The sequence below is a fragment of the Undibacterium sp. TC4M20W genome, from assembly GCF_049340245.1.
Lineage (GTDB): Bacteria > Pseudomonadota > Gammaproteobacteria > Burkholderiales > Burkholderiaceae_D > Undibacterium.
Window position 1 is genome coordinate 24756 of record NZ_JBMPPI010000025.1, and the last position, 20424, is coordinate 45179.

Consider the following 20424-nt stretch of genomic DNA (forward strand, 5'->3'; position numbering starts at 1 on the left):
TCTACTGTTAGCTGCTTGCAATTAAGTGATGACTGTGTCAATTGAAAAATTTAATAGTCAGACTGGCAAATCAATTGTTATTATAGGAAGCATGGCAGCAAGCTCTCTACTTGGCTGGAAACAGCATAAGTGCAGTTTATTCAATTAAAGCTAAGATTTACCTCATGAAATCCAGTATCTTGAAATTGGTTTTGCCGGTGTGGCGAGTACTTCCTACAGAATTTCGTCAATCCAGCCTGGCCGCAAAAATCCGGCAGCAATTTATAGCTCCGGTAGCAGTACCGGTTCCTGTCGTTGTCCCGGTTGAACCCGCACCACCAGTGGCCGCCGAAGTTGAAGACCCGCTTGTCCCTGTACGTGCGTGGCAAGATGGTTTCAAGCCAGTTCACGATTATCTGCAATCACCGCCCCCCGTCCGCACGGAGTTATTGAAATCATCAATGTGCACAGAACAGTTGATGCGCACCGAAGTTTTTCAATACTGGACGGTGCGCATGGGTGACAGGCCTGGCCATATGCATAGAAAAATCTGGGAGTGGGCTTTTATCACCCAGGCATTAAAAGAGCGCGGCATGCTGCAAGAAGGCCAGCTTGGCCTGGGATTTGCTATCGGCACTGAACCATTGACTGCCATCTTCGCAGCACATGGTGCCAGCATCATCGCCACAGATTTGTTCACTGAAGAAGCACAAGCCAAGGGCTGGGTCGATTCCACTCAACATGCAAATGGTTTTGAAGCCATCAACCAACGTAATCTCTGTGATGAAAAAGAACTGCGCAGGCTGGTCGAATTCAAATTTGCCGACATGAACAATATCAGTGAATATCTGCATGGCAAATTCGATTTCCTGTGGTCATCCTGCGCCTTTGAACATCTGGGCTCCATCGAACATGGCAAGAATTTTGTCCTCAATGCCATGCATTGCCTGAAGCCCGGTGGCATCGCAGTCCACACGACAGAATTCAATATGTCTTCCAATGATGATACTGTCGATACTGGCGCTACCGTCTTGTTCCGCAAGCGCGATATCGAAGAAATCATCACTACCCTGCAATCACAAGGCCACCATATAGAAATAGACTGGGATGAAGGCGATGGCTTTGCAGATGGCCATGTCGATATGGCACCCTACATACAGGATACACATCTGCGTCTGCAGATAGAAAAATATGTAGTGACGTCGATAGGTTTGATCGTACAGAAAGCTGCGTAATTTTTTGCAATATACGGATATTAAAAAAAGCCCTGCAATCTTCAAGGATTGCAGGGCTTTTTAACTATCGGGCTATCTGATTGGCTTAATCAGCAAACACCTTGCTTGCAGGTGTGATGCTGACAGCATCAGCCTTGATGTTGAGCTTGCGCTTGCCGATGACCTGATCTTCGTCCAGCAATTCCTTGGGTTTGTCGGAATTGTATTTGATCGGTGATTCAGCATCGGCCACCAGCTTTGCCTTGAGGTCGGCAGCATCTTTGGCGATGATGACGACAGACAGGTTTTCTGCCGACAAATGCTTTTTGATGGCTGCATTGACATCTGCCAGGCTCAGCTTGCTCAGGTTATCACGCATCATCTTCGTGAATTCTGGCGTATGGTGCCATTGTGAATCCATGGCATAACCTAGTTGCTGGTCCTGAGTAGCCGTCATCATGAAAACATTCTTCATCAGATAAGCACGGGTGATCTCGAACTCTTCCTTGCTCAGTCCCTTGTTGACCATTCTGTCGAACTCGGTAAGTGCAACACGTATGGCCATCTGGGCATTTTCCGGAGCGACCGGGCGTATCCAGATTTCAAACAACTGTGACTGACGCGCCCTGTTGGCAGTCGGGAAGAACTGGAACATACCACCTGGGAAGGCTTCGATATACGCATAGTCACCGTAATTCATGCCACGTACTTCGCGTATGCGCTGGTACAAATGGGATGAACTGGCACGGTGTTCGCCCAGCCAGGTCTTGGCCAGCCACAAGGCGGCAAAGTCAGGATGCGCACGCGTCACCGTGATAGGTTGTCCCAAAGAGATAGCAGTTGCCCGCGTATTCTTTTCTATGATCTCTACCTCCAGTCCCTTGCTTACCTTGCCCACAGGTGCGGCAATGCGCGCAATGCCTGCGCCTTCTGGCAATTTTGCCAGGGCTTGTTGCAAGGACGCCTGCATTGCTTCTGTCACATCGCCAGAAATACCGACCTTCAGCGCACCTTTGGTATAAGCCTGTTTCCAGAACTGTTTGACATCATCCAGCGTAATCGCGTCTATGCCCTTGATTGTACCGAGCACAGGGTGGGCATAGGGTGATGCTGCAAACACATTGGTTTGCAGACGTTCTTTGGCGAGTTCTTCTTCGTTGTTGTCTTTCAAATCCAGCGTCAGAGCATTTTTTTGCGCATCCTTAAGACGACGGAAATCTTCTTCGCGGAAGCCGGGTTCCAGCAATTGTGGCAAGGCGATATTGATCAGATCATCCCATTTGTCTTTATGGACTGAACCGCTGAAGGTCGTCATTTCCTTGTCGGTCAGGCCATTGAAGCTGGCTGCCAGCGGGAACAAGGCCTTCTTGATTTCATCAATCTTGCGCTCTTTGGAACCTGCCGCATCGACCATGGCTGCTGTCAGGGCTGCCAGACCTTCCTTGCCTGCCGGATCATTGGCGGCACCGGCATTGAACACCAGCTTGAAGCGTATCTGTGGCAGAGCTGATTTTTGTACCAGCATGTCGAGCTTGCTGCCTGTGCTCTTGTCGGCAAAGCTGGCCAGCTTGGGCAACTGGCTGACCTCGGCAGGCAAGGCTGTATTTGACAGCGTGGTGACGATCATGCTGTCATCGCTCAGGTATTTCTTCGCCGCTGCCTGCAAGTCGGCTGGAGTCAAACTATCTATGAGCTGATAGAACTGGTTCATGGTCGCGTAAGAACGCTTGTAATGGACAAAGCGTACCAGGGTGGAGGCGATTTGCTCGGTATTGTCGAGTGAGCGTATCACGCCGTATTTAAGTGCAGACTTGGCGTCGGCCAGTTCTTTGTCAGACAGAGGTTTGGCTGTGATGCCAGCAACAGTTTTGAGGATGGCATCGCGCACATACACTACGTCTTCCGGCTTTTTGACGCGAGCACCTATGGTCGCCAGGCCAGGATCGACATTGTCTGGCGTAAAGTCAAACAACTGATCGACCTTTTGCTCATCCTGCTGCAAGCGCTTGTTCAGGGCTGAGGTAGAACCGAAGGACAGGTTCAGCAGCAGACGCAGGGCGGCATGTTCCTTGTTAACTTCAGAAAAAGCTGGCGCATGGAAAGCCACTGTCACATACGGCAAAGTTGGGCTAGGCCATGGCACATGTTTATAGATCGCACCTGTCGCTGCCGGTTCTGCCGGAACAGCAGGCTGCACCTTGCCGCGCTGCCATTTACCCCAGTATTTCTCGACCAGTGCAATAGCTTTCTGTGGCTCTACATCACCGGCGATGATGACGGTGGTGCGCTCAGGGCGGTACCAGCGGTCAAAGAAAACCTTGGAATAGGCATATTGATTGGGCATGTCCTCAATGTCCTTGAGAAAGCCCATCGTGGTGTGTTTGTAGGTATGTTTCTGGTAAGCCGCATCGCGCATGACTTCAAACAGCTTGCTGATGGGGTTGGCGCTGTTCTTGTTGTATTCACCCAGTACTGCGCGCGACTCTGTCTTGAAGTCTGCTTCGCTATAGGACAGGTTCTGGAAACGGTCTGCTTCTATCCTCAGCATGGTTTCCAGGTCTTCTTTGGAGAAGGTCGTGTGATAGTTGGTCAGGTCATCGCTGGTATACGCGTTTTGTCTCGCGCCCGTGGCGGTCAAGATGTCTTTGTACTTGTCTGCCGGGATTTCCTTGGTGCCGCGAAACATCATGTGCTCAAAGAAATGGGCAAAACCGGACTTACCCTCTTCTATCTCATTTCGCGAACCAGTCTGTACTGGGATATGCAGAGAGATGATGTTAGGCAAGCCAGTCGGCACGATGATGATTTTCAGGCCATTGGGCAAAAGCTTTTCTGTTGCGTGAAATGGCAGCAGGTCTGCGGTTTTTTGTCCTGGTCTGGCTGCTTTGGCAGCCGTAGTTATTTGGGCAGGGGCAGCTTTATCCTGTGCATGAACAGAAATAGCCGGGAGAAAGGCAGTTGCCAGCGCAAGGGCCAGCGTGCTGCGTACAAAGGTTTTCATGGTTGCACCACCTGTAATATTTTATTGTAAGGGAGCTTGATCAGATTGTATGGAGCTACGTTTGACCAACACGCAAAGATAGCTCAAAAAGCAGCGTTTTGACTACAGTTTGCAGAACAAGTTCAGAAAACCAGAGTTCACTGGCGATGGATACAAAAAAGCCCTGATGCTTTTTATGCATCAGGGCTATCTTTACAGCAAATTCACTTACTTTTTACGCTGCGGTGGCAAGTCAGTACAGACACCTTTATACACCTCAGCCGCCATGCCTATCGATTCACCCAAGGTAGGATGTGGATGGATGGTTTTGCCGATATCGACTGCATCAGCACCCATCTCTATCGCCAGGGCGATCTCGCCTATCATGTCACCGGCATGCGTGCCGACGATGCCGCCACCGACGATGCGTTTGGTTTCTGCATCGAACAGCAACTTGGTGAAGCCTTCGTCACGGCCATTTGCCACTGCACGGCCAGAAGCCGCCCATGGGAAGTGGCCTTTTTCAAGCTTGACGCCTTTGGCCTTGGCTTCATCTTCTGTCATACCTACCCATGCGACTTCAGGGTCAGTGTAGGCAACGGATGGGATCACGCTGGCATCAAAGTAGGCTTTTTCACCGGATGCTGCTTCTGCTGCGACGTGGGCTTCATGCACAGCCTTGTGTGCCAGCATGGGTTGGCCAACCAGGTCACCAATCGCAAAGATATGCGGCACGTTAGTCCGCATTTGCTTGTCGACATTGATGAAGCCACGGTCAGTCACGGCCACGCCTGCTTTGTCAGCGGCAATTTTCTTGCCGTTGGGGCTGCGGCCTACTGCAACCAGTACCAGATCATAGATTTGTGGTGCTGGTGCTGTTGCGCCAGCTTCGGCGGCTTCGAACGTGACCTTGATGCCTTCTGGCAGAGCTTCAACAGCAACCGTTTTGGTTTTCAACATGATGTTGTCAAAACGTTTTTCATTGAATTTTTGCCAGACCTTGACCATGTCACGGTCTGCGCCCTGCATCAGGCCGTCCAGCATTTCTACGACATCAATGCGCGAACCCAGGGTGGAATACACAGTCGCCATTTCCAGGCCAATGATGCCGCCACCGATGACCAGCATACGCTTTGGTATCTGGCGCAATTCCAGCGCGCCGGTGCTGTCAACAATGCGCGGGTCAGTCGGTACGAACGGCAGGTTCACGACAGAAGAGCCAGCGGCAATAATCGCCTGCTTGAACTGCACGGTTTTTTTGCTGCCATCCGCCGCAGTGACTTCGATATGATTAGGACTGAGGAACTGGCCTACGCCCTGCACGACATTGACCTTGCGGGCTTTCGCCATGCCATTCAGGCCAGTCGTCATTTTCTTGATGACACCTTCCTTGTAGCCACGCAGTTTATCGATATCGATTTCTGGCTTGGCAAAGGTCACGCCATGCGCTGCCATGGATGCGGTTTCATCAATCACGGCGGCCACGTGCAGCAGCGCCTTGGATGGGATACAGCCTACGTTCAGGCAGACACCACCGAGGGTGGAATAACGCTCGACCAGTACGGTATTCATGCCCAGATCAGCAGAGCGGAAGGCGGCGGAATAACCACCAGGACCAGCGCCCAAGACCATCATGTCGCATTCAACATCGACCTTACCGGTGTAACCGGAAGCGACTGGTGCAGGTGCGGCAGGGACAGCAGGTGCGGCCTGAGCAACTGGAGCAGCGGCGCTTGCAGTTGTGGTTGCAACAGCGGGAGCAGACGCTGCCTGGCCTGCGGCTTCCACCAGCAACAACAAGCTGCCTTCAGCAACCTTGTCGCCGACCTTGACCTTGATTTCTTTTACCGTACCGGCATGGCTGGATGGAATTTCCATACTGGCCTTGTCAGATTCGACAGTAATCAGCGACTGATCCACCTTGATGCTGTCGCCCACCTTGACCATGACTTCGATAACTTCAACTTCCTTGAAATCACCAATATCAGGCACCTTGACTTCGACAATGCCGACTGGTCCGGCAGGTGCTGCAGCGACGGGCGCAGCAGCAGGAGCAGGAGCCGGTGTTGAAGCAGCCGCAACTGCGGGAGCGGCCTGCGCAGGCGCTGCACTTGCCGTAGCGCCTTCAGCGTCTATGACCAGCAACAAACTGCCTTCGGCAATCTTGTCACCGAGTTTGACTTTCAATTCCTTGATGACACCGGCGTGGCTGGATGGGATTTCCATGCTGGCCTTGTCGGATTCCACTGTCACTAGTGATTGATCAACCTTGATGGTGTCACCCACCTTGACCAGCAATTCTATGACTTCAACTTCCTTGAAATCACCGATATCGGGTACTTTGACTTCGATAGTGCTCATAGTCTGGTCTCCGTTCACAGCAGGGTTTTACGCAGATCAGCCAGTACATCAGCCAGATAAGCGGTGAACTTGGCAGCCATGGCACCGTCAATGACGCGGTGGTCATACGACAGCGACAAAGGCAACATCAGGCGTGGCTGGAATTGCTTGCCATCCCAGACTGGTTTGATGCTGGATTTGGACAAGCCCAGGATCGCCACTTCAGGTGCATTGATGATAGGCGTGAATGCCGTGCCACCGATACCGCCGAGTGAAGAGATCGTGAAGGTTGCACCCTGCATGTCAGCAGGTTTCAACTTGCCATCGCGTGCCTGGGCAGACAACTCACCCATTTCGACCGCGATTTGCGACAGGGTTTTCTGGTCTGCGTTTTTAACGACAGGCACGACCAGGCCATTCGGCGTATCTGCTGCAAAGCCGACGTTGTAATACTGCTTCAGAATCAGGTTTTCACCTGTCGCATCGAGCGAAGAATTAAATGCCGGGAATTTTTTGAGTGCGGCAACGCTGGCCTTGATGACGAAAGCCAGCATCGTCAGTTTGACGCCGGATTTAACCAGGGCTTCGTTCGAAGACTTACGGAATTCTTCGAGGTCGCTGATATCGGCTTCATCAAATTGCGTGACGTGCGGGATCATGACCCAGTTGCGGTGCAGGTTCGGGCCGCTGAGTTTTTTGATGCGTGACAAAGGCGATGTCGTGGTCGCGCCAAACTTGCTGAAATCCAGCGATGGCCATGGCAATACATCGAGGCCAACACCACTGCCATTTTTTGCCGGAGCAGAAACCGCAGCAACAGCTGTGCTGCCAGCCATGATGCCCTTGACGAAGTTTTGTACGTCTTCTTGTGTGATACGGCCTTTTTGGCCGGAACCGGCAACGCGACTCAGATCAACACCGAGTTCACGCGCGAATTTGCGTATGGATGGTGAGGCGTGCGCTTTGCCTGCGCTGGCTGTTGCTACCGGTGCTGCCGTAGCAGCTACACCAGCGGCAGCAGGTGCTGGAGCCGCTGGTGCAGGCGTTGCCGCTACTGGCGCGGGGGCTGCTGCCGGAGCTGCCGGAGCAGCCGCAGGCGCAGGTGCCGTAGGTGCCGCCGCCGGTGCCGCTGCACTTGCCGCAGCATCAACCACGACCAGCAAAGAACCTTCAGCAACCTTGTCGCCGACCTTGACTTTAATTTCTGTAACCACACCGGCATGGCTGGATGGAATCTCCATGCTGGCTTTATCTGATTCTACGGTGATCAGTGACTGATCAACCTTGATGGTGTCGCCGACTTTGACCATCAGCTCAATGACTTCAACTTCCTTGAAATCACCAATATCCGGTACTTTGACTTCTACGCTACTCATAGTTTTCTCCATTGTCGCCCTGCGTTGTCACAGGGCGGTTGGGGTGAAGCCAGTTTTTTACTCTGGCTTCACGCTCATCCTGTCTCTCTAAAATGAGAGAGACAGGAAATGTTAGTGGGTGTCAGACGTAAAATTACACAGTAACCGGATTAGGTTTATCTGCATCGATACCGTATTTGGCAATTGCCTGCGCTACCACGGAAGCAGACAAGGCACCTTCATCAGCCAGTGTTTTCAAGGCAGCGATGACGACGAAGTAACGATTGACCTCAAAGAACTCACGCAGTTTGGCGCGAGAATCAGAACGGCCAAAACCATCTGTACCCAACACTTTATAGCTACGGTTTTTAGGTATGAACGCACGTACCTGTTCAGCAAAGGTGCGCATATAATCGGTTGCGACAACGATAGGGCCAGCCGTGTCTTTCAGGCATTGAGCGATGTAAGGTACGCGTGGTTCTGCAGTCGGGTGTAGCATATTCCAGCGTTCAGCATCCTGGCCGTCACGGGCCAGCAAAGTGAATGAAGGTGCAGACCAGACATCAGCAGCGATACCCCAGTCGTTTTGCAGCAACTCAGCACCGGCAATAACTTCACGCAAGATTGTGCCAGAGCCCATCAGCTGCACGCGGTGCTTGGTGGTTTGCTCTGATTTTTGCAACTGGTACAGGCCCTTGATAATGCCCTCTTCCTGACCGGCCTTCAAACCCGGGTGGCTATAGTTTTCATTCATCAGGGTGATGTAGTAGAACACATCCTCCTGATCGGTCACCATGCGGCGCAGGCCGTCATGCATGATGACTGCCACTTCGTGCGCGAAGGTCGGGTCGTAAGGAATACAGTTAGGGATGGTGGATGCCAGTACATGGCTGTGACCATCTTCATGCTGCAAGCCTTCGCCATTCAGTGTCGTGCGACCGGCAGTACCACCAAGCAGGAAGCCACGTGCGCGCATATCGCCAGCAGCCCAGGCCAGATCGCCGATACGCTGCAGACCAAACATAGAGTAATAGGTATAGAACGGGATCATGACGCGGTTATTGGTCGAGTAGGAAGTCGCCGCAGCGATCCATGAACTCATACCACCGGCTTCATTGATACCCTCTTGCAAAATCTGACCGGCCTTGTCTTCGCGGTAGTACATGACCTGGTCTTTATCGACCGGTTCATACAACTGACCCACCTGGCTAAAGATACCGATCTGACGGAACAGACCTTCCATACCAAAAGTACGGGATTCATCCACCATGATAGGCACCACGCGCTGACCCAGGCTGGCGTCGCGCAGCAAGGCTGTCAGGATACGCACATAAGCGGCTGTCGTGGAAATTTCACGGCCTTCCGCAGTTGGTTCCAGCATGGCCTGGAAGGCTGTCAGTTCTGGCACCACCAAAGCCTCGTCGGCTTTTTGACGACGTTGCGGCAGGTAGCCACCGAGTTCTTTACGGCGCGCATGCAGGTATTGCATTTCTGGCGTGTCGTCAGCCGGTTTGAAGAATGGGATTGCTGGCAGTTCAGCATCCGCAATCGGCAACTGGAAGCGGTCACGCATGGCCTTGATGGCTTCATCGTCGAGCTTCTTGGTATTGTGCGCAGTGTTGCGTGCTTCGCCGGATTTGCCAAAGCCAAAGCCCTTGATACTCTTCGCCAGAATGACGGTAGGCTGGCCCTTGTTTTCCTGGGCGACTTTGAATGCAGCATAAATCTTGTGTGGGTCATGGCCACCACGGGTCAGGCGCCAGATGTCGTCATCCGACATTTTGCTGACCATTTCCAGCAATTTTGGATGCTTGCCAAAGAAGTGGCTGCGTACATAGGCACCATCCTTGGCTTTGTAATTCTGGTATTCACCATCAACGGTTTCCATCATCACTTTTTGCAGGATGCCGTCTTTGTCTTTCGCCAGCAATTCATCCCAGCCGCTGCCCCAGATGACTTTGACGACATTCCAGCCAGCACCACGGAAATCAGATTCCAGTTCCTGGATGATCTTGCCATTTCCACGTACCGGGCCGTCCAGGCGTTGCAGATTACAGTTGACAACCATCACCAGGTTGTCGAGCTGTTCACGACCAGCCATGCCGATTGCGCCCATGGATTCTGGTTCATCCATCTCGCCATCACCACAGAAGGCCCAGACCTTACGTTTTTCAGTGTCAGCAATACCGCGAGCGTGCAAATATTTCAGGAAACGAGCCTGATAAATCGCCATCAAAGGGCCCAGACCCATCGATACCGTAGGGAATTGCCAGAAATCAGGCATCAGTTTTGGATGCGGATAAGAAGACAGACCCTTGCCATCGACTTCACGGCGGAAGTGAAGCAACTGGTCTTCAGTCAGACGGCCTTCGAGGAAGGCGCGTGCATAGATACCAGGAGAAGAATGGCCTTGGATATACAACAGGTCGCCACCGTGATCTTCCGTCGGCGCATGCCAGAAATGGTTGAAGCCTATGCCCAGCATGTTTGCCAGCGAGGCAAAGCTGGACAGGTGACCACCAAGGTCGCCATCAACACGGTTAGCCTTGACCACCATGGCCATGGCATTCCAGCGCATATAAGAGCGCAGGCGCTCTTCAATTTCCAGGTTACCAGGGCAATGTTCACCCTGGTCAGCCGGAATGGTATTCACATAGGCTGTATTGCTGGAAAACGGGATATGGGCACCACGGCGGCGCGCCAGATCTACCATGCGCTCCATCAGATAATGTGCGCGCTCAGGGCCTTCGGCCTCTATGACGGATTCGAGCGCATCGAGCCACTCATTTGTTTCAACTACATCTGGATCATTTACGGCCTGGGCCAGCACCTGGTCTATCTTGGGTGACATAGAGTGGGTCTCCTGTTATTGCGCGCTTGGATGAAACGCGCGTGGGCGAATCGACAAATTACGGCTAGTTTTTTATTCTCGCAAGCATTTTAACAGGACTTTTTAATTTTTCAAATAGCGATATATGTTTTCACATTATGAAATTTAAGCTGCGACGCAGCATTTTTATGTCATATTTCCATAGCAAAACAATCATATAATCCAAATCAGCCCAAAACAAAGGAGTATCAATGGCCAACCTTATCCTCACCACCTTCGATTGGGTACCAGAAACACCACGTGGCTATGTGCGCGACCTGCGGGTGCGCTGGGCCTTGGGAGAGGCTAACCTGCTCTATCGTGTAGAGAGCGTACCATTTGGCAAGCGCGATGCAGAACATTTCGCGCATCAGCCCTTCGGCCAGGTGCCCTGGCTGACTGATGGGGATATATCGATTTTCGAGAGTGGTGCCATCCTGCTGCACCTTAGCAATCATCCCGAAGCCCGCAGCGGAGCGCTGACGCCCACCGATGCACGCGGCCGGGCCGAGGCGACAGAATGGCTGTTCGCCGCCCTCAATTCCGTAGAAGCAGCCAGCCTGCCCTGGTCTGTCTTTGCATTCTCTGGCTACAATAAAGATACGCCAGAATGGCAATGTCTTGATGGTTTTCTTGCTGCCAGGCTAAAGCATATGGAAACCGTACTGGCAACACGCACATGGCTGGCCGGTAGTTTCTCAATCGCTGACATCATGATGGTGGATGTATTACGCCTGTTACACCGCTTCGATCGACTGGCACAACACCCGGCCTGCCGTGACTATGTTGCCCGCGCTACTGCCCGCCCGGCTTTCATTAAAGCGCATGCTGACCAGATGGCGCATTTTGCGATGGCGGATCAAAACAGAAACGCGTGATGTGGATTGCCACTGTATTGCAGGCACGTGCCAGCCAAAACACATTTTTACGCCATCGCCCCCTACGCTCAGCATGATAAGAAAACACATACCGGTGTTCAGCCGCATGATGTTGATCGTCTGCCTGCTGGCCACATCCCCGGTCAGCCCCGTCTTTGCAGAAACGCAAGCAATCTCTGCCGCCGCAGAAAATTTCATTCAGGCATTTGAAAAACAGGCTGGCAAGCGCTGCCAGCTTCTTACATCCCGCTGCGGCAAAGAAAAATTCCACATCATCAATCAGGGTGCAGGGGAAAGCAATGATCAAAAACAGGTATGGAGGGAGATGCAACTCAATGGCTTACAAGTAGTGGCCATCTACCCTGAGACCAAACCAGCATCATATTATTTTGCCAAAATCACCGTCAGCAGGGCTGACTGGCCTCTCCCGCCAGGTTTGAGAGTTGGCAGTGCAAGCAAGGACATTGCGAAAAAACTAGGGCCCGCCTCTTCCATTGATGCAAGCGGCTGCCAGATCTACTTCTCTGAAGGAATGCAAACCAGCGTCAGCTTTTGTTCAGCAAATACCCGCATCAGCAGCGTCATCTGGGAAACGTTTGTTGATTGATGAGCCAGTTTTTTTCCATCCCATTCCTGCCAGTTTATTCCCTGTAATACACAATCTGATTGCTATTCGCAAGCAACTGACCATCATCACTCCATATCTCAGCAGCCTGGTCAAAATAGCCGTTACGAAAACTCTTGGCCTGGGCCACACCAAGCACTGGCCTGTCGCCCTGCTTTAGCAGCAATGCAGCATCTGCATGAAAATACGTCGTCAAAGAAACCGTGCCCATAGGCACAAACTTGCGACGGCGAACAAAAATTCTGGGGAAGAAACTGTCGCATAGTGCGGCAAGTGAAACAAAATCCAGAGGGCGGGCTGGTTCATCACGTATCCACATCCGTGTCTCAGAGTTATTTTGCATCTCACTATCCTGATGTACCGGCAAACCACCGCGCTCAAAACGCATTTCGTAGCGGGAAACCCATTTCACACTAGCACCTGAAGGCAGAGGTGCCAGTGTATGCGCAGACGGCATCTCTGGTGGTACGGCCTCGGGCGCAGACCATGTGTCACGACGCAACGCAAAAACGGCACTGGCACTTGCCGCGACTTCGCCTGCCTGTATCAACTCCAAGGACCAATGCTGGGTCGAACGATTGGTGCGAACAGGCCGGCATGAAATATCGAAGTCTCCATCCGCCAGTGCTGCGGCAAAGTTAACCGTCAACGCAATCGGATCACCTATCCTGGACTCATGCTGCATTGCCGCTTGCAACAGACTGGCTGCTGTCGTGCCACCAAACGGCCCTATCATATTGGCATAGTCAGGACTGGTCTGACCGCGGAAGCGACCATCATCCATCAATTTCAGTGTTATGGCTTTGTCAAAAGGATGCATAAGTCTCTTTATGTAGATGGTGACGGATTTCTTGTAACAACTATTGAGAAAACATTGCCGTTCGATATTCATTTTAATAGATATGCCAAATACTTTCTTGCCAGGCAGCTTGGTATAGTCAACAGCACATTCGCCGTCGCAAAGAAAAAAAGGGCGATGATTACTCATCGCCCTTTATCGCTTATTCAGCGCAACTCAGCCAGGCTGAGTTGTGAACCTGTGTAACCAGGGATTATTTGAATTGATATTTCAGGCCAACTTTGAAGTAACGGCCGATTGCGCCGCTGCCATCCATAGGGTTGAAGCCCATAGCACCGTAAGTCAAAGGATCCAGTGGTGCAACCTTGTCAAACAGATTGGCAATGGAACCGAAGACTTCCAGGTTTTTCATTGCTTTGTAGCGGAAAGACACATCCAGAGTCGTGAAGGAAGCCAGTGTGCAACCTGCTGGCGCATCAGTGCCGTCAGCAAACTTGTTAGCGCAAGGCTGGCCTTCTTCAGGGATGTTTTTCATGGAACCACGATAGCTGACTACGCCCGTGATGTTCAATGGACCTTTGTCCCAACCCAGTACAAAGTTGACTTTGTCTTTTGGTGTACCTGCGCAGTTTGAAGTATCGCAGTTACCATGAGTACCGGCATATTGATGTTGTACAGCACCATCAACACGCAACCAGGAATTAACGTGTGTCCAGTTGACGTCAGCAGTCAGTTTGCCGTATTCACCCAGATTGATACGCTGTTTGGCGTTCAGATCCACGCCCTTGACTTCAGTGTAGCTGGAGTTCGCATAAGGAGCTGCTCCACCGATGATGGTACCTGTACCTGGTGTCACCACGCCGTTGATGGTCAGGTTGTTATCCTGACGCAATACGCCTGGCAAGGCAGCTGCTTGCTGGAAGGACATGGAGTTGATTTCGTTATTACGACGAATCTTCCATGCGTCAATCGCGAAGCTTGTGTCTGGCAATGGATCCCAGACCATACCCAAAGTGTAACCTTTGGATTTTTCTGGCTGCAGGTTAGGGTTACCAACTTTGAAGCCTGTGAAAGTTGCAGCGCAATCAGAAGCCTGTGCGCCTGGCAATGGTGTGCCGTTAGGGCAGCGTACTGGATCACGGACGGAAGCCGTACCTGCACTGAAGCTTTCTGTACCAGATTCAGGAGCACTTGGTGCACGGAAGCCTTCAGAATAAGTACCGCGCAGAGCAAATGTCTTCACTGGTGTCCATTTGGCACCGACTTTTGGTGTCACAGAAGAGAAGTGAGAATATTTGTCGTAACGCAGCGCGCCGGACAATTCAAGAGACTTGATGACCGGAGCCAGCAACTCAGCATAGATCGCAGATACTGTTTCATCGCCCTTAGCCGCTACATAGCTGGCATTGATGGAACCATCTTTGCTGCCGTCCAGCGAAGGCATGTCATAGGATTCACGGCGGTATTCAGCACCGACCGCCAGACCCATCATACCGCCCGGCAAAGCGAACAATTCACGGGAAGCCTTGAAGTCGATGATGTCCATTTTGGTAGGCGCATCGATAGTCGCTGTCTTGACCATGGCTGCATACAAAGCCGGATTGTTTTTGCTGGCCTGAGTACCTATGTAGTATGGGAAGTATGGGCTCTTAGGATCGCCCAGAGCAGCCTTCAACACAGCCATGTTGATGGTGTTGGTGTAATCCAGATGCAGCTTGGATTCAGAATGCAAAATAGCGGTATCGAAATCCCAACCAGCCATCGTACCTTTCAAACCTGCAACGGCGCGGTAGAAGGAGTTGTCAGCAATACGGCGATTAGCACCGACGTCAAACATGGAATAACGCAGACGAACATCAGCACCATACGGATTTTGCGGATGCGAAGCCGACATCAGAATGGTGTTGCCGTAGTTGATGTTACCGTTCAAATTGGTAGCATTTGAAGGGAAGAACACGTTGGCAGATGTAGAAGGTGGCGTTACTGTGAACGCTGCCTTGCGCTGGGAATAACCAAATTCAGCATAGGCTTGCAAATCATCATTCAACTGCCATGTACCACGGGCAAACAGGTTCACACCGTCGATTTGTGGCAGCATGGTACGGAACTGATCTGCGTACCACAGACAGCCACCATTCGGGTCCTGATTTTTTGTTGCCGACAAAGTAGAGCAACCTGGCAGGGACACGTAGTTCAGTGTCTTGGGGTCGCGCAGGGAACCGGCAGGATTTGGTTGCGCGCTGTTGTTACCAGCGATGTAACCGGAAGTGAAAGAGCCCACAGTCACCATAGGGTAACCCCAGCGACGCCAGTCGCCTGTGCCTATCCAGTCGCGGTCAGAACGCTGACTATTCATCAACTCATTGGATTTATAAGCCTCGGCATTGAGGATGATGTTGTATTTGTCTTTGTCCAGGTTACCAAAACCGGCAGTGATAGAGCCTTTGATCTGGTTGGCATCGCGGGAACCGGAAGTGCCTGCAGTCGCGCTGACAGTGATGCCTTCATAGTTCTTTTTGAGAATGATATTGACGACACCGGCAATCGCATCAGCACCGTAGATGGAAGAAGCGCCATCTTTCAGGATTTCGATACGCTCAACCACTTCCATAGGGATAGTGGAGATATCTGTAAATGCTTTTTGACCATCATCAGCACGGCCAAACTGCGCCATGCGGCGGCCATTCAGCAATACCAGTGTGGAAGTGGCGCCCAGGCCACGCAGAGAGATGGCTGTAGAACCTGCAGCAAAACCATTACCGAAGCTGGTTGGCAAAGAACCGGCGCCATCGGAAGTCAGTGTTTGCAGGTATTCGGCAACGGTCGTCTTACCAGACTTGTCGATATCTGCACGGCTGATGATTTGTATCGGCGATGCAGTTTCAGCTTCAGCACGTTTGATACTGGTACCTGTTACTTCTACGCGCTGTATCTTGGCGTCATCCTGCGCAAATGCAGGTTGTGCCAGCATACCTGCTGTCATCATCAAGCCGCCTGAAAACATCACGCGCAGCGATCTTGAAATTACCTTTTCCTTCAGCATATCTCTCTCCTAGGGGGTTTGTTTCTGGTGTTACATCGCGGCGAAGCCAAGCAATCAACCACGATGAAAAATATTTTGAAAATTAATTTTCACAATATGTATGAAGCCATTCTTGAAATTTGAAGTCAATGAATACGCAGAGAATGCGGACAGAAAACAACAAAGCGATACAATTCCATAACCAATTGACACAAAAGACTTACATAAAGGTAATTCAAAACTGAAAATTGATTATTAATTACATAATTTTTCACTATGAAAAACAATGTTAAATGGCCGGAATTGAAGTCAACAGTGCGAGCTTGATTTGCAGACATGCTCCATGCGCCGCCATCCCTTATAATCCTGCCTTATCTATCACTAACATAGCCCTATAAAACCATGACTGCCCAAATCATCAGTGGTACCCAGCTTTCTGTACAAATCCGTGCCGATGTAACACAACGTGCCGCCAAACTGACCGCGGCAGGCAAGCAGCCTGGCCTGGCTGTCATCCTGGTTGGTGAGAATCCGGCGTCGCAGGTGTATGTGCGCAACAAGGTCAAGGCTTGTGAAGACTGCGGTTTTTACTCAGTTTTGGAAAAATATGATGCAAATTTGACCGAAGAAGCACTGCTTGAGCACATTGCCCGCCTGAACAATGATCCAAAGATCAATGGCATCCTGGTGCAACTCCCGCTGCCTGCCCACATCAATGCCAACAAGGTCATCGAAGCGATTGCGGCAGAAAAAGACGTCGATGGTTTCCATATCAGCAATGCTGGCTTGTTGATGACGGGCCAGCCATTGTTCCGCCCCTGCACGCCTTATGGCGTCATGAAGATGCTCGAATCGATAGATTATCCTGTGCGCGGTGCCAACGCGGTTGTGGTCGGCGCCTCGAATATCGTCGGCAAACCGCAGGCCATGTTGCTCTTGCAAGCTGGCGCTACTGTCACCATCTGTAATTCCAAGACCCGTGACTTGGCAGCGCACACGCGCAATGCCGACATTCTGGTAGTTGCTACCGGCAAGCGCAATATCGTCACGGCAGACATGATCAAACCTGGCGCAGTTGTCATCGACGTAGGCATGAACCGCGACGACGAAGGCAAACTCTGCGGTGACGTTGATTATCTGCCAAGCACAGAAGTCGCGGGTTATATTACGCCAGTACCAGGCGGCGTCGGTCCCATGACAATCACCATGCTGCTGGTCAACACCATAGAAGCCGCTGAAAGAATTTAATATGACCCAAGACAATCCCCTGCTCGACTTTAGCGATTTACCGCGTTTTTCTGACATCCAGGCCCAGCACATAGGTCCGGCCATTGGCACCCTGCTGGAAGAAAACCGTGCGGTGATTGCAGAACTCGAAAAAAACACTGGCCCGGTTACCTGGGACAGGTTTGTAGAGCCACTGGAAAACGCCACAGAAAAACTGGGCCGTGCCTGGGGGATAGTCGGTCATTTGAATGCGGTTGTCGATACGCCAGAAATGCGCGCCGCCTACAATGAAAACCAGCCAGCCATTACTGAGTTCTGGACAGAACTGGGGCAAAATCTCGCCCTGTTTGCCGGCTATAAAGCCTTGCAGCAAGCACCTGAATTTGCCAGCCTGCCGCAAGCAAGAAAAACCATCATCCAGAATGCGATACGCGACTTCCAGTTGAGTGGTGCAGAACTGGCCGAGGACAAGAAGCTGCGCTATGCAGAGATACAAGAAAAACAGGCTGCCCTGTCGACCAAATTTTCTGAAAACCTGCTTGATGCAACCAATGACTATGGCCTCTTGATCGAAGATGTGGCCGAGCTCAAAGGCTTGCCAGAAGATGTCTTGCAGGCCGCCAAATCAGCGGCAGAAGCCGATAGCAAAACCGGCTATAAATTCACCCTGCACTTCCCTTCGTATTTCCCGTTATTACAATACGCAGAAAACCGTCATATCCGCGAAACCATTTACCGCGCAAACGCGACCAAGGCTTCAGAGCTTGGCAGCAAGGCGGAATGGGATAATAGCGACATCATGGCCGAACTGCTGCGCCTGCGCAAAGAAGAAGCCCTGCTGCTGGGTTATCAAAATTTCGCCGAAGTATCACTGGTCAGCAAGATGGCTGAGTCCCCGGCACAAGTCAGCCAGTTCCTGGAAGACCTGGCAAAGCGCGCCCGCCCTTATGCAGAAAAAGACCTGGCACAATTGCGCACCTTCGCGGCAGACGAACTGGGCATCAGCGACATGCAAGCCTGGGATACTGCCTATGCATCCGAAAAACTGCGCCAGCAACGCTATGCCTTTTCTGAGCAAGAAGTGAAAGAATACTTCCCAGAACACAAGGTTGTCGATGGCCTGTTCCGCGTCATCCAGACCCTGTTTGCAGTCGATATCAAACCAGATGAGGCAACTGTCTGGCACAAGGATGTGAAGTTTTACCGGCTTGAAAAAAATGGTGCGCTGATAGGTCAGTTTTATCTTGACCTGTATGCCCGCAATGGCAAACGTGGCGGTGCCTGGATGGACGACGCACGCGGCCGCAGATTGACGGCAGATGGCGTGCAAACACCAGTCGCTTATCTGACTTGTAATTTCAGTGCACCTGTCACCATGAATGGCGTGGCAAAACCTGCCCTGTTCAGCCATGACGAAGTGATTACCCTGTTCCATGAATTTGGCCATGGCCTGCATCATTTGCTGACCAAGGTCGATGATCTGTCTGTTTCTGGCATTTCTGGCGTCGAGTGGGATGCGGTTGAATTGCCATCACAATTCATGGAGAATTTTTGCTGGGAATGGGATGTGCTGCAACACATGACTTCTCATGTGGATACCGGTGCAGCATTGCCACGTGCACTATATGACAAGATGATTGCAGCTAAAAACTTCCAGTCTGGCTTGCAAACCCTGCGTCAGGTTGAGTTTTCCCTGTTTGATATGCGTTTGCATGATGCCTTTGAACCAAATGGCAGTCAAAGCGTGCAAGATATTGTCAAGGAAGTGCGTGCCCAGGTGGCAGTCATGCAGCCGCCAGAATTCAATCGCTTCCAGCATTCTTTCAGCCATATTTTTTCTGGCGGCTATGCGGCAGGTTATTATAGTTACAAATGGGCAGAGGTTTTATCGGCTGATGCCTATGCCGCCTTTGAAGAGCATGCAGGACAAGCGGGCAGCACCTTGTCCCGTGCTGTCGGTGAAAAATTTCAAACCGAAGTCCTGGAAGCTGGCGGTTCCCGCCCTGCCCTGGCTTCATTCAAGGCATTCCGTGGTCGCGAGCCGGTCATCGATGCCTTGTTACGTCACAATGGCATGAGTGCCTGAGTCTTGAGGAGAAAAATATGACATTCAATAAAAAGGTCCTGATCTGCAGCATGCTTTCCAGCATTTTTATGGCGACCGCAGCGCAGGCACAATTATATAAATCGGTAGGGCCAGACGGCAAAGTCACTTATAGCGATCAACCGCCAGCAGCCAATCAAAAGGTAGAAAAGAAAAAACTGCCCGATACTCTGGAAGGCGGTAACCTGCCACAGGAACTGGCAATCGTTGTTGCAAAAAATCCGGTCACCCTGTACTCAGCCAATGGCTGTTCACCATGCAATGATGGCCGCAATCTGCTCAAAAGCCTGGGTATACCATTTAACGAAAAAACCGTTAACACGGCAGCAGACCAGGAAAAAATGAAGCAGGTCAGTGGCGACTTGCAAATGCCACTGCTGGTGATTTCCAATGTCAAATTCCGTGGCTATAGCATGGATGAATGGAAAGATGCTTTGAGCAAAGCGGGCTACCCTGCTACCAGCAAACTGCCCAAGGATTACCGCTACGCAGCGGCTGAACCTGCAGCCCCGCCACCGCCGCCAGCCGCCGCCAAAGCGCCAGATGCAGCAAGGCAAGCCGCTACTCCCCAGCCCAAGAAGCCGGATGATGGCTTTAAGTTTTGAGTTCGCATGACACGCATCGATTTTCATAGCAATGTGGCGGACAAGCTGAACTACTCTTGCCGCCTGATACGCAAGGCCCACGCTGCCAACTGCAAGATGGTGGTCTATCACCACGACCGTGCCTGGTTGCAGCGCTTGAATGAGACCTTGTGGACGCTGACAGAAGCTGATTTTTTACCGCATGTGACGCTCAGCGATCCATTATCTGCCATGACCCCCATCGTGCTCAGCCACGATGAACATGCTACTTGCCCGCATTATGAATTGCTGATCAATCTGACCGCTGCTACCCCTGCCAACTTTACTCAGTTTCAGCGCATGATAGAAGTCATCTCTGCCGATGATGCAGACAAACTGGCCGGGCGTGAGCGCTATCGCCACTACCAGCAACAAGGTCATACTCTTACCCACTCCGTGGCGAAATAAA

At 51.6% G+C, this 20424-nt stretch carries 13 protein-coding genes; 7 read left to right on the forward strand and 6 right to left on the reverse strand.

Going from position 1 to position 20424, the window contains the following annotated elements; translation table 11 throughout:
* Nucleotides 1–164 precede the first annotated feature (164 nt).
* Entirely contained in the window at nucleotides 165–1214 is a 1050-nt protein-coding gene (locus ACO0LL_RS23195) for an SAM-dependent methyltransferase (RefSeq protein ID WP_422953183.1), read from the forward strand.
* Nucleotides 1215–1299: 85 nt separating this feature from the next.
* On the opposite strand, the gene ACO0LL_RS23200 is transcribed toward ACO0LL_RS23195, so the two are convergent.
* The 4 genes from ACO0LL_RS23200 to aceE all read right to left on the reverse strand — a co-directional run bounded on the left by ACO0LL_RS23200 (nucleotide 1300) and on the right by aceE (nucleotide 10719).
* Nucleotides 1300–4194 (reverse strand): M16 family metallopeptidase, encoded by a 2895-nt coding sequence (locus ACO0LL_RS23200; protein ID WP_422953184.1) that lies wholly within the window; start codon nucleotides 4192–4194, stop codon nucleotides 1300–1302.
* A 207-nt stretch (nucleotides 4195–4401) separates the two neighbouring features.
* The gene (lpdA, locus tag ACO0LL_RS23205) at nucleotides 4402–6534 is read right to left on the reverse strand and encodes a dihydrolipoyl dehydrogenase (RefSeq protein ID WP_422953185.1); all 2133 of its coding nucleotides are present in this window, start codon (nucleotides 6532–6534) and stop codon (nucleotides 4402–4404) included.
* 14 nt (nucleotides 6535–6548) lie between these two features.
* Nucleotides 6549–7901: a dihydrolipoyllysine-residue acetyltransferase gene (aceF, locus tag ACO0LL_RS23210; RefSeq protein WP_422953186.1), complete on the reverse strand. Its 1353-nt coding sequence runs from the start codon at nucleotides 7899–7901 to the stop codon at nucleotides 6549–6551.
* Between the two features lie 121 nt (nucleotides 7902–8022).
* Complete coding sequence (gene aceE, locus ACO0LL_RS23215; protein ID WP_422953187.1) at nucleotides 8023–10719, reverse strand: pyruvate dehydrogenase (acetyl-transferring), homodimeric type; 2697 nt, start codon at nucleotides 10717–10719, stop codon at nucleotides 8023–8025.
* Between the two features lie 230 nt (nucleotides 10720–10949).
* Here aceE and ACO0LL_RS23220 point away from each other — a divergent pair, with 230 nt between their 5' ends.
* Nucleotides 10950–11615, forward strand: a complete 666-nt coding sequence (locus tag ACO0LL_RS23220; RefSeq protein ID WP_422953188.1) for a glutathione S-transferase family protein — start codon at nucleotides 10950–10952, stop codon at nucleotides 11613–11615.
* A 73-nt stretch (nucleotides 11616–11688) separates the two neighbouring features.
* Nucleotides 11689–12222, forward strand: coding sequence for a hypothetical protein (locus tag ACO0LL_RS23225; protein ID WP_422953189.1), 534 nt, complete (start codon nucleotides 11689–11691; stop codon nucleotides 12220–12222).
* 34 nt (nucleotides 12223–12256) lie between these two features.
* Here the strand turns inward: ACO0LL_RS23225 and ACO0LL_RS23230 are convergent, their stop codons facing one another.
* Together ACO0LL_RS23230 and ACO0LL_RS23235 are read right to left on the reverse strand one after the other, a co-directional pair.
* Nucleotides 12257–13060 (reverse strand): acyl-CoA thioesterase, encoded by an 804-nt coding sequence (locus tag ACO0LL_RS23230; RefSeq protein WP_422953190.1) that lies wholly within the window; start codon nucleotides 13058–13060, stop codon nucleotides 12257–12259.
* Between the two features lie 232 nt (nucleotides 13061–13292).
* Nucleotides 13293–16082: a TonB-dependent receptor gene (locus ACO0LL_RS23235; protein ID WP_422953191.1), complete on the reverse strand. Its 2790-nt coding sequence runs from the start codon at nucleotides 16080–16082 to the stop codon at nucleotides 13293–13295.
* Between the two features lie 381 nt (nucleotides 16083–16463).
* Between ACO0LL_RS23235 and folD the strand changes: the two genes are divergently transcribed.
* From folD to ACO0LL_RS23255, 4 genes are read left to right on the forward strand one after another with little or no spacing between them, the layout of a single operon-like run.
* Nucleotides 16464–17309: a bifunctional methylenetetrahydrofolate dehydrogenase/methenyltetrahydrofolate cyclohydrolase FolD gene (folD, locus tag ACO0LL_RS23240; protein WP_422953192.1), complete on the forward strand. Its 846-nt coding sequence runs from the start codon at nucleotides 16464–16466 to the stop codon at nucleotides 17307–17309.
* A gap of 1 nt (nucleotide 17310) precedes the next feature.
* A complete protein-coding gene (locus ACO0LL_RS23245; RefSeq protein WP_422953193.1) occupies nucleotides 17311–19374 on the forward strand; it encodes a M3 family metallopeptidase in 2064 nt (687 codons plus the stop codon).
* A gap of 17 nt (nucleotides 19375–19391) precedes the next feature.
* Nucleotides 19392–19997: a glutaredoxin family protein gene (locus ACO0LL_RS23250; RefSeq protein WP_422953194.1), complete on the forward strand. Its 606-nt coding sequence runs from the start codon at nucleotides 19392–19394 to the stop codon at nucleotides 19995–19997.
* 6 nt (nucleotides 19998–20003) lie between these two features.
* Nucleotides 20004–20423 carry a DNA polymerase III subunit chi gene (locus tag ACO0LL_RS23255; RefSeq protein WP_422953195.1) on the forward strand — a complete coding sequence of 140 codons (420 nt, stop codon included), beginning with the start codon at nucleotides 20004–20006 and terminating at the stop codon, nucleotides 20421–20423.
* Nucleotide 20424: the final 1 nt, after the last annotated feature.

Coding starts and splice junctions, on each gene's coding strand:
- folD (WP_422953192.1), top strand. CDS start 16,464: ATGACTGCCCAAATCATCAGTGGTACCCAGCTTTCTGTACAAATCCGT.
- ACO0LL_RS23235 (WP_422953191.1), bottom strand. CDS start 16,082: ATGCTGAAGGAAAAGGTAATTTCAAGATCGCTGCGCGTGATGTTTTCA.
- ACO0LL_RS23250 (WP_422953194.1), top strand. CDS start 19,392: ATGACATTCAATAAAAAGGTCCTGATCTGCAGCATGCTTTCCAGCATT.
- ACO0LL_RS23200 (WP_422953184.1), bottom strand. CDS start 4,194: ATGAAAACCTTTGTACGCAGCACGCTGGCCCTTGCGCTGGCAACTGCC.
- aceF (WP_422953186.1), bottom strand. CDS start 7,901: ATGGAGAAAACTATGAGTAGCGTAGAAGTCAAAGTACCGGATATTGGT.
- ACO0LL_RS23255 (WP_422953195.1), top strand. CDS start 20,004: ATGACACGCATCGATTTTCATAGCAATGTGGCGGACAAGCTGAACTAC.
- ACO0LL_RS23230 (WP_422953190.1), bottom strand. CDS start 13,060: ATGCATCCTTTTGACAAAGCCATAACACTGAAATTGATGGATGATGGT.
- lpdA (WP_422953185.1), bottom strand. CDS start 6,534: ATGAGCACTATCGAAGTCAAAGTACCCGATATCGGTGATTTCAAGGAA.
- ACO0LL_RS23225 (WP_422953189.1), top strand. CDS start 11,689: ATGATAAGAAAACACATACCGGTGTTCAGCCGCATGATGTTGATCGTC.
- ACO0LL_RS23220 (WP_422953188.1), top strand. CDS start 10,950: ATGGCCAACCTTATCCTCACCACCTTCGATTGGGTACCAGAAACACCA.
- ACO0LL_RS23245 (WP_422953193.1), top strand. CDS start 17,311: ATGACCCAAGACAATCCCCTGCTCGACTTTAGCGATTTACCGCGTTTT.
- ACO0LL_RS23195 (WP_422953183.1), top strand. CDS start 165: ATGAAATCCAGTATCTTGAAATTGGTTTTGCCGGTGTGGCGAGTACTT.
- aceE (WP_422953187.1), bottom strand. CDS start 10,719: ATGTCACCCAAGATAGACCAGGTGCTGGCCCAGGCCGTAAATGATCCA.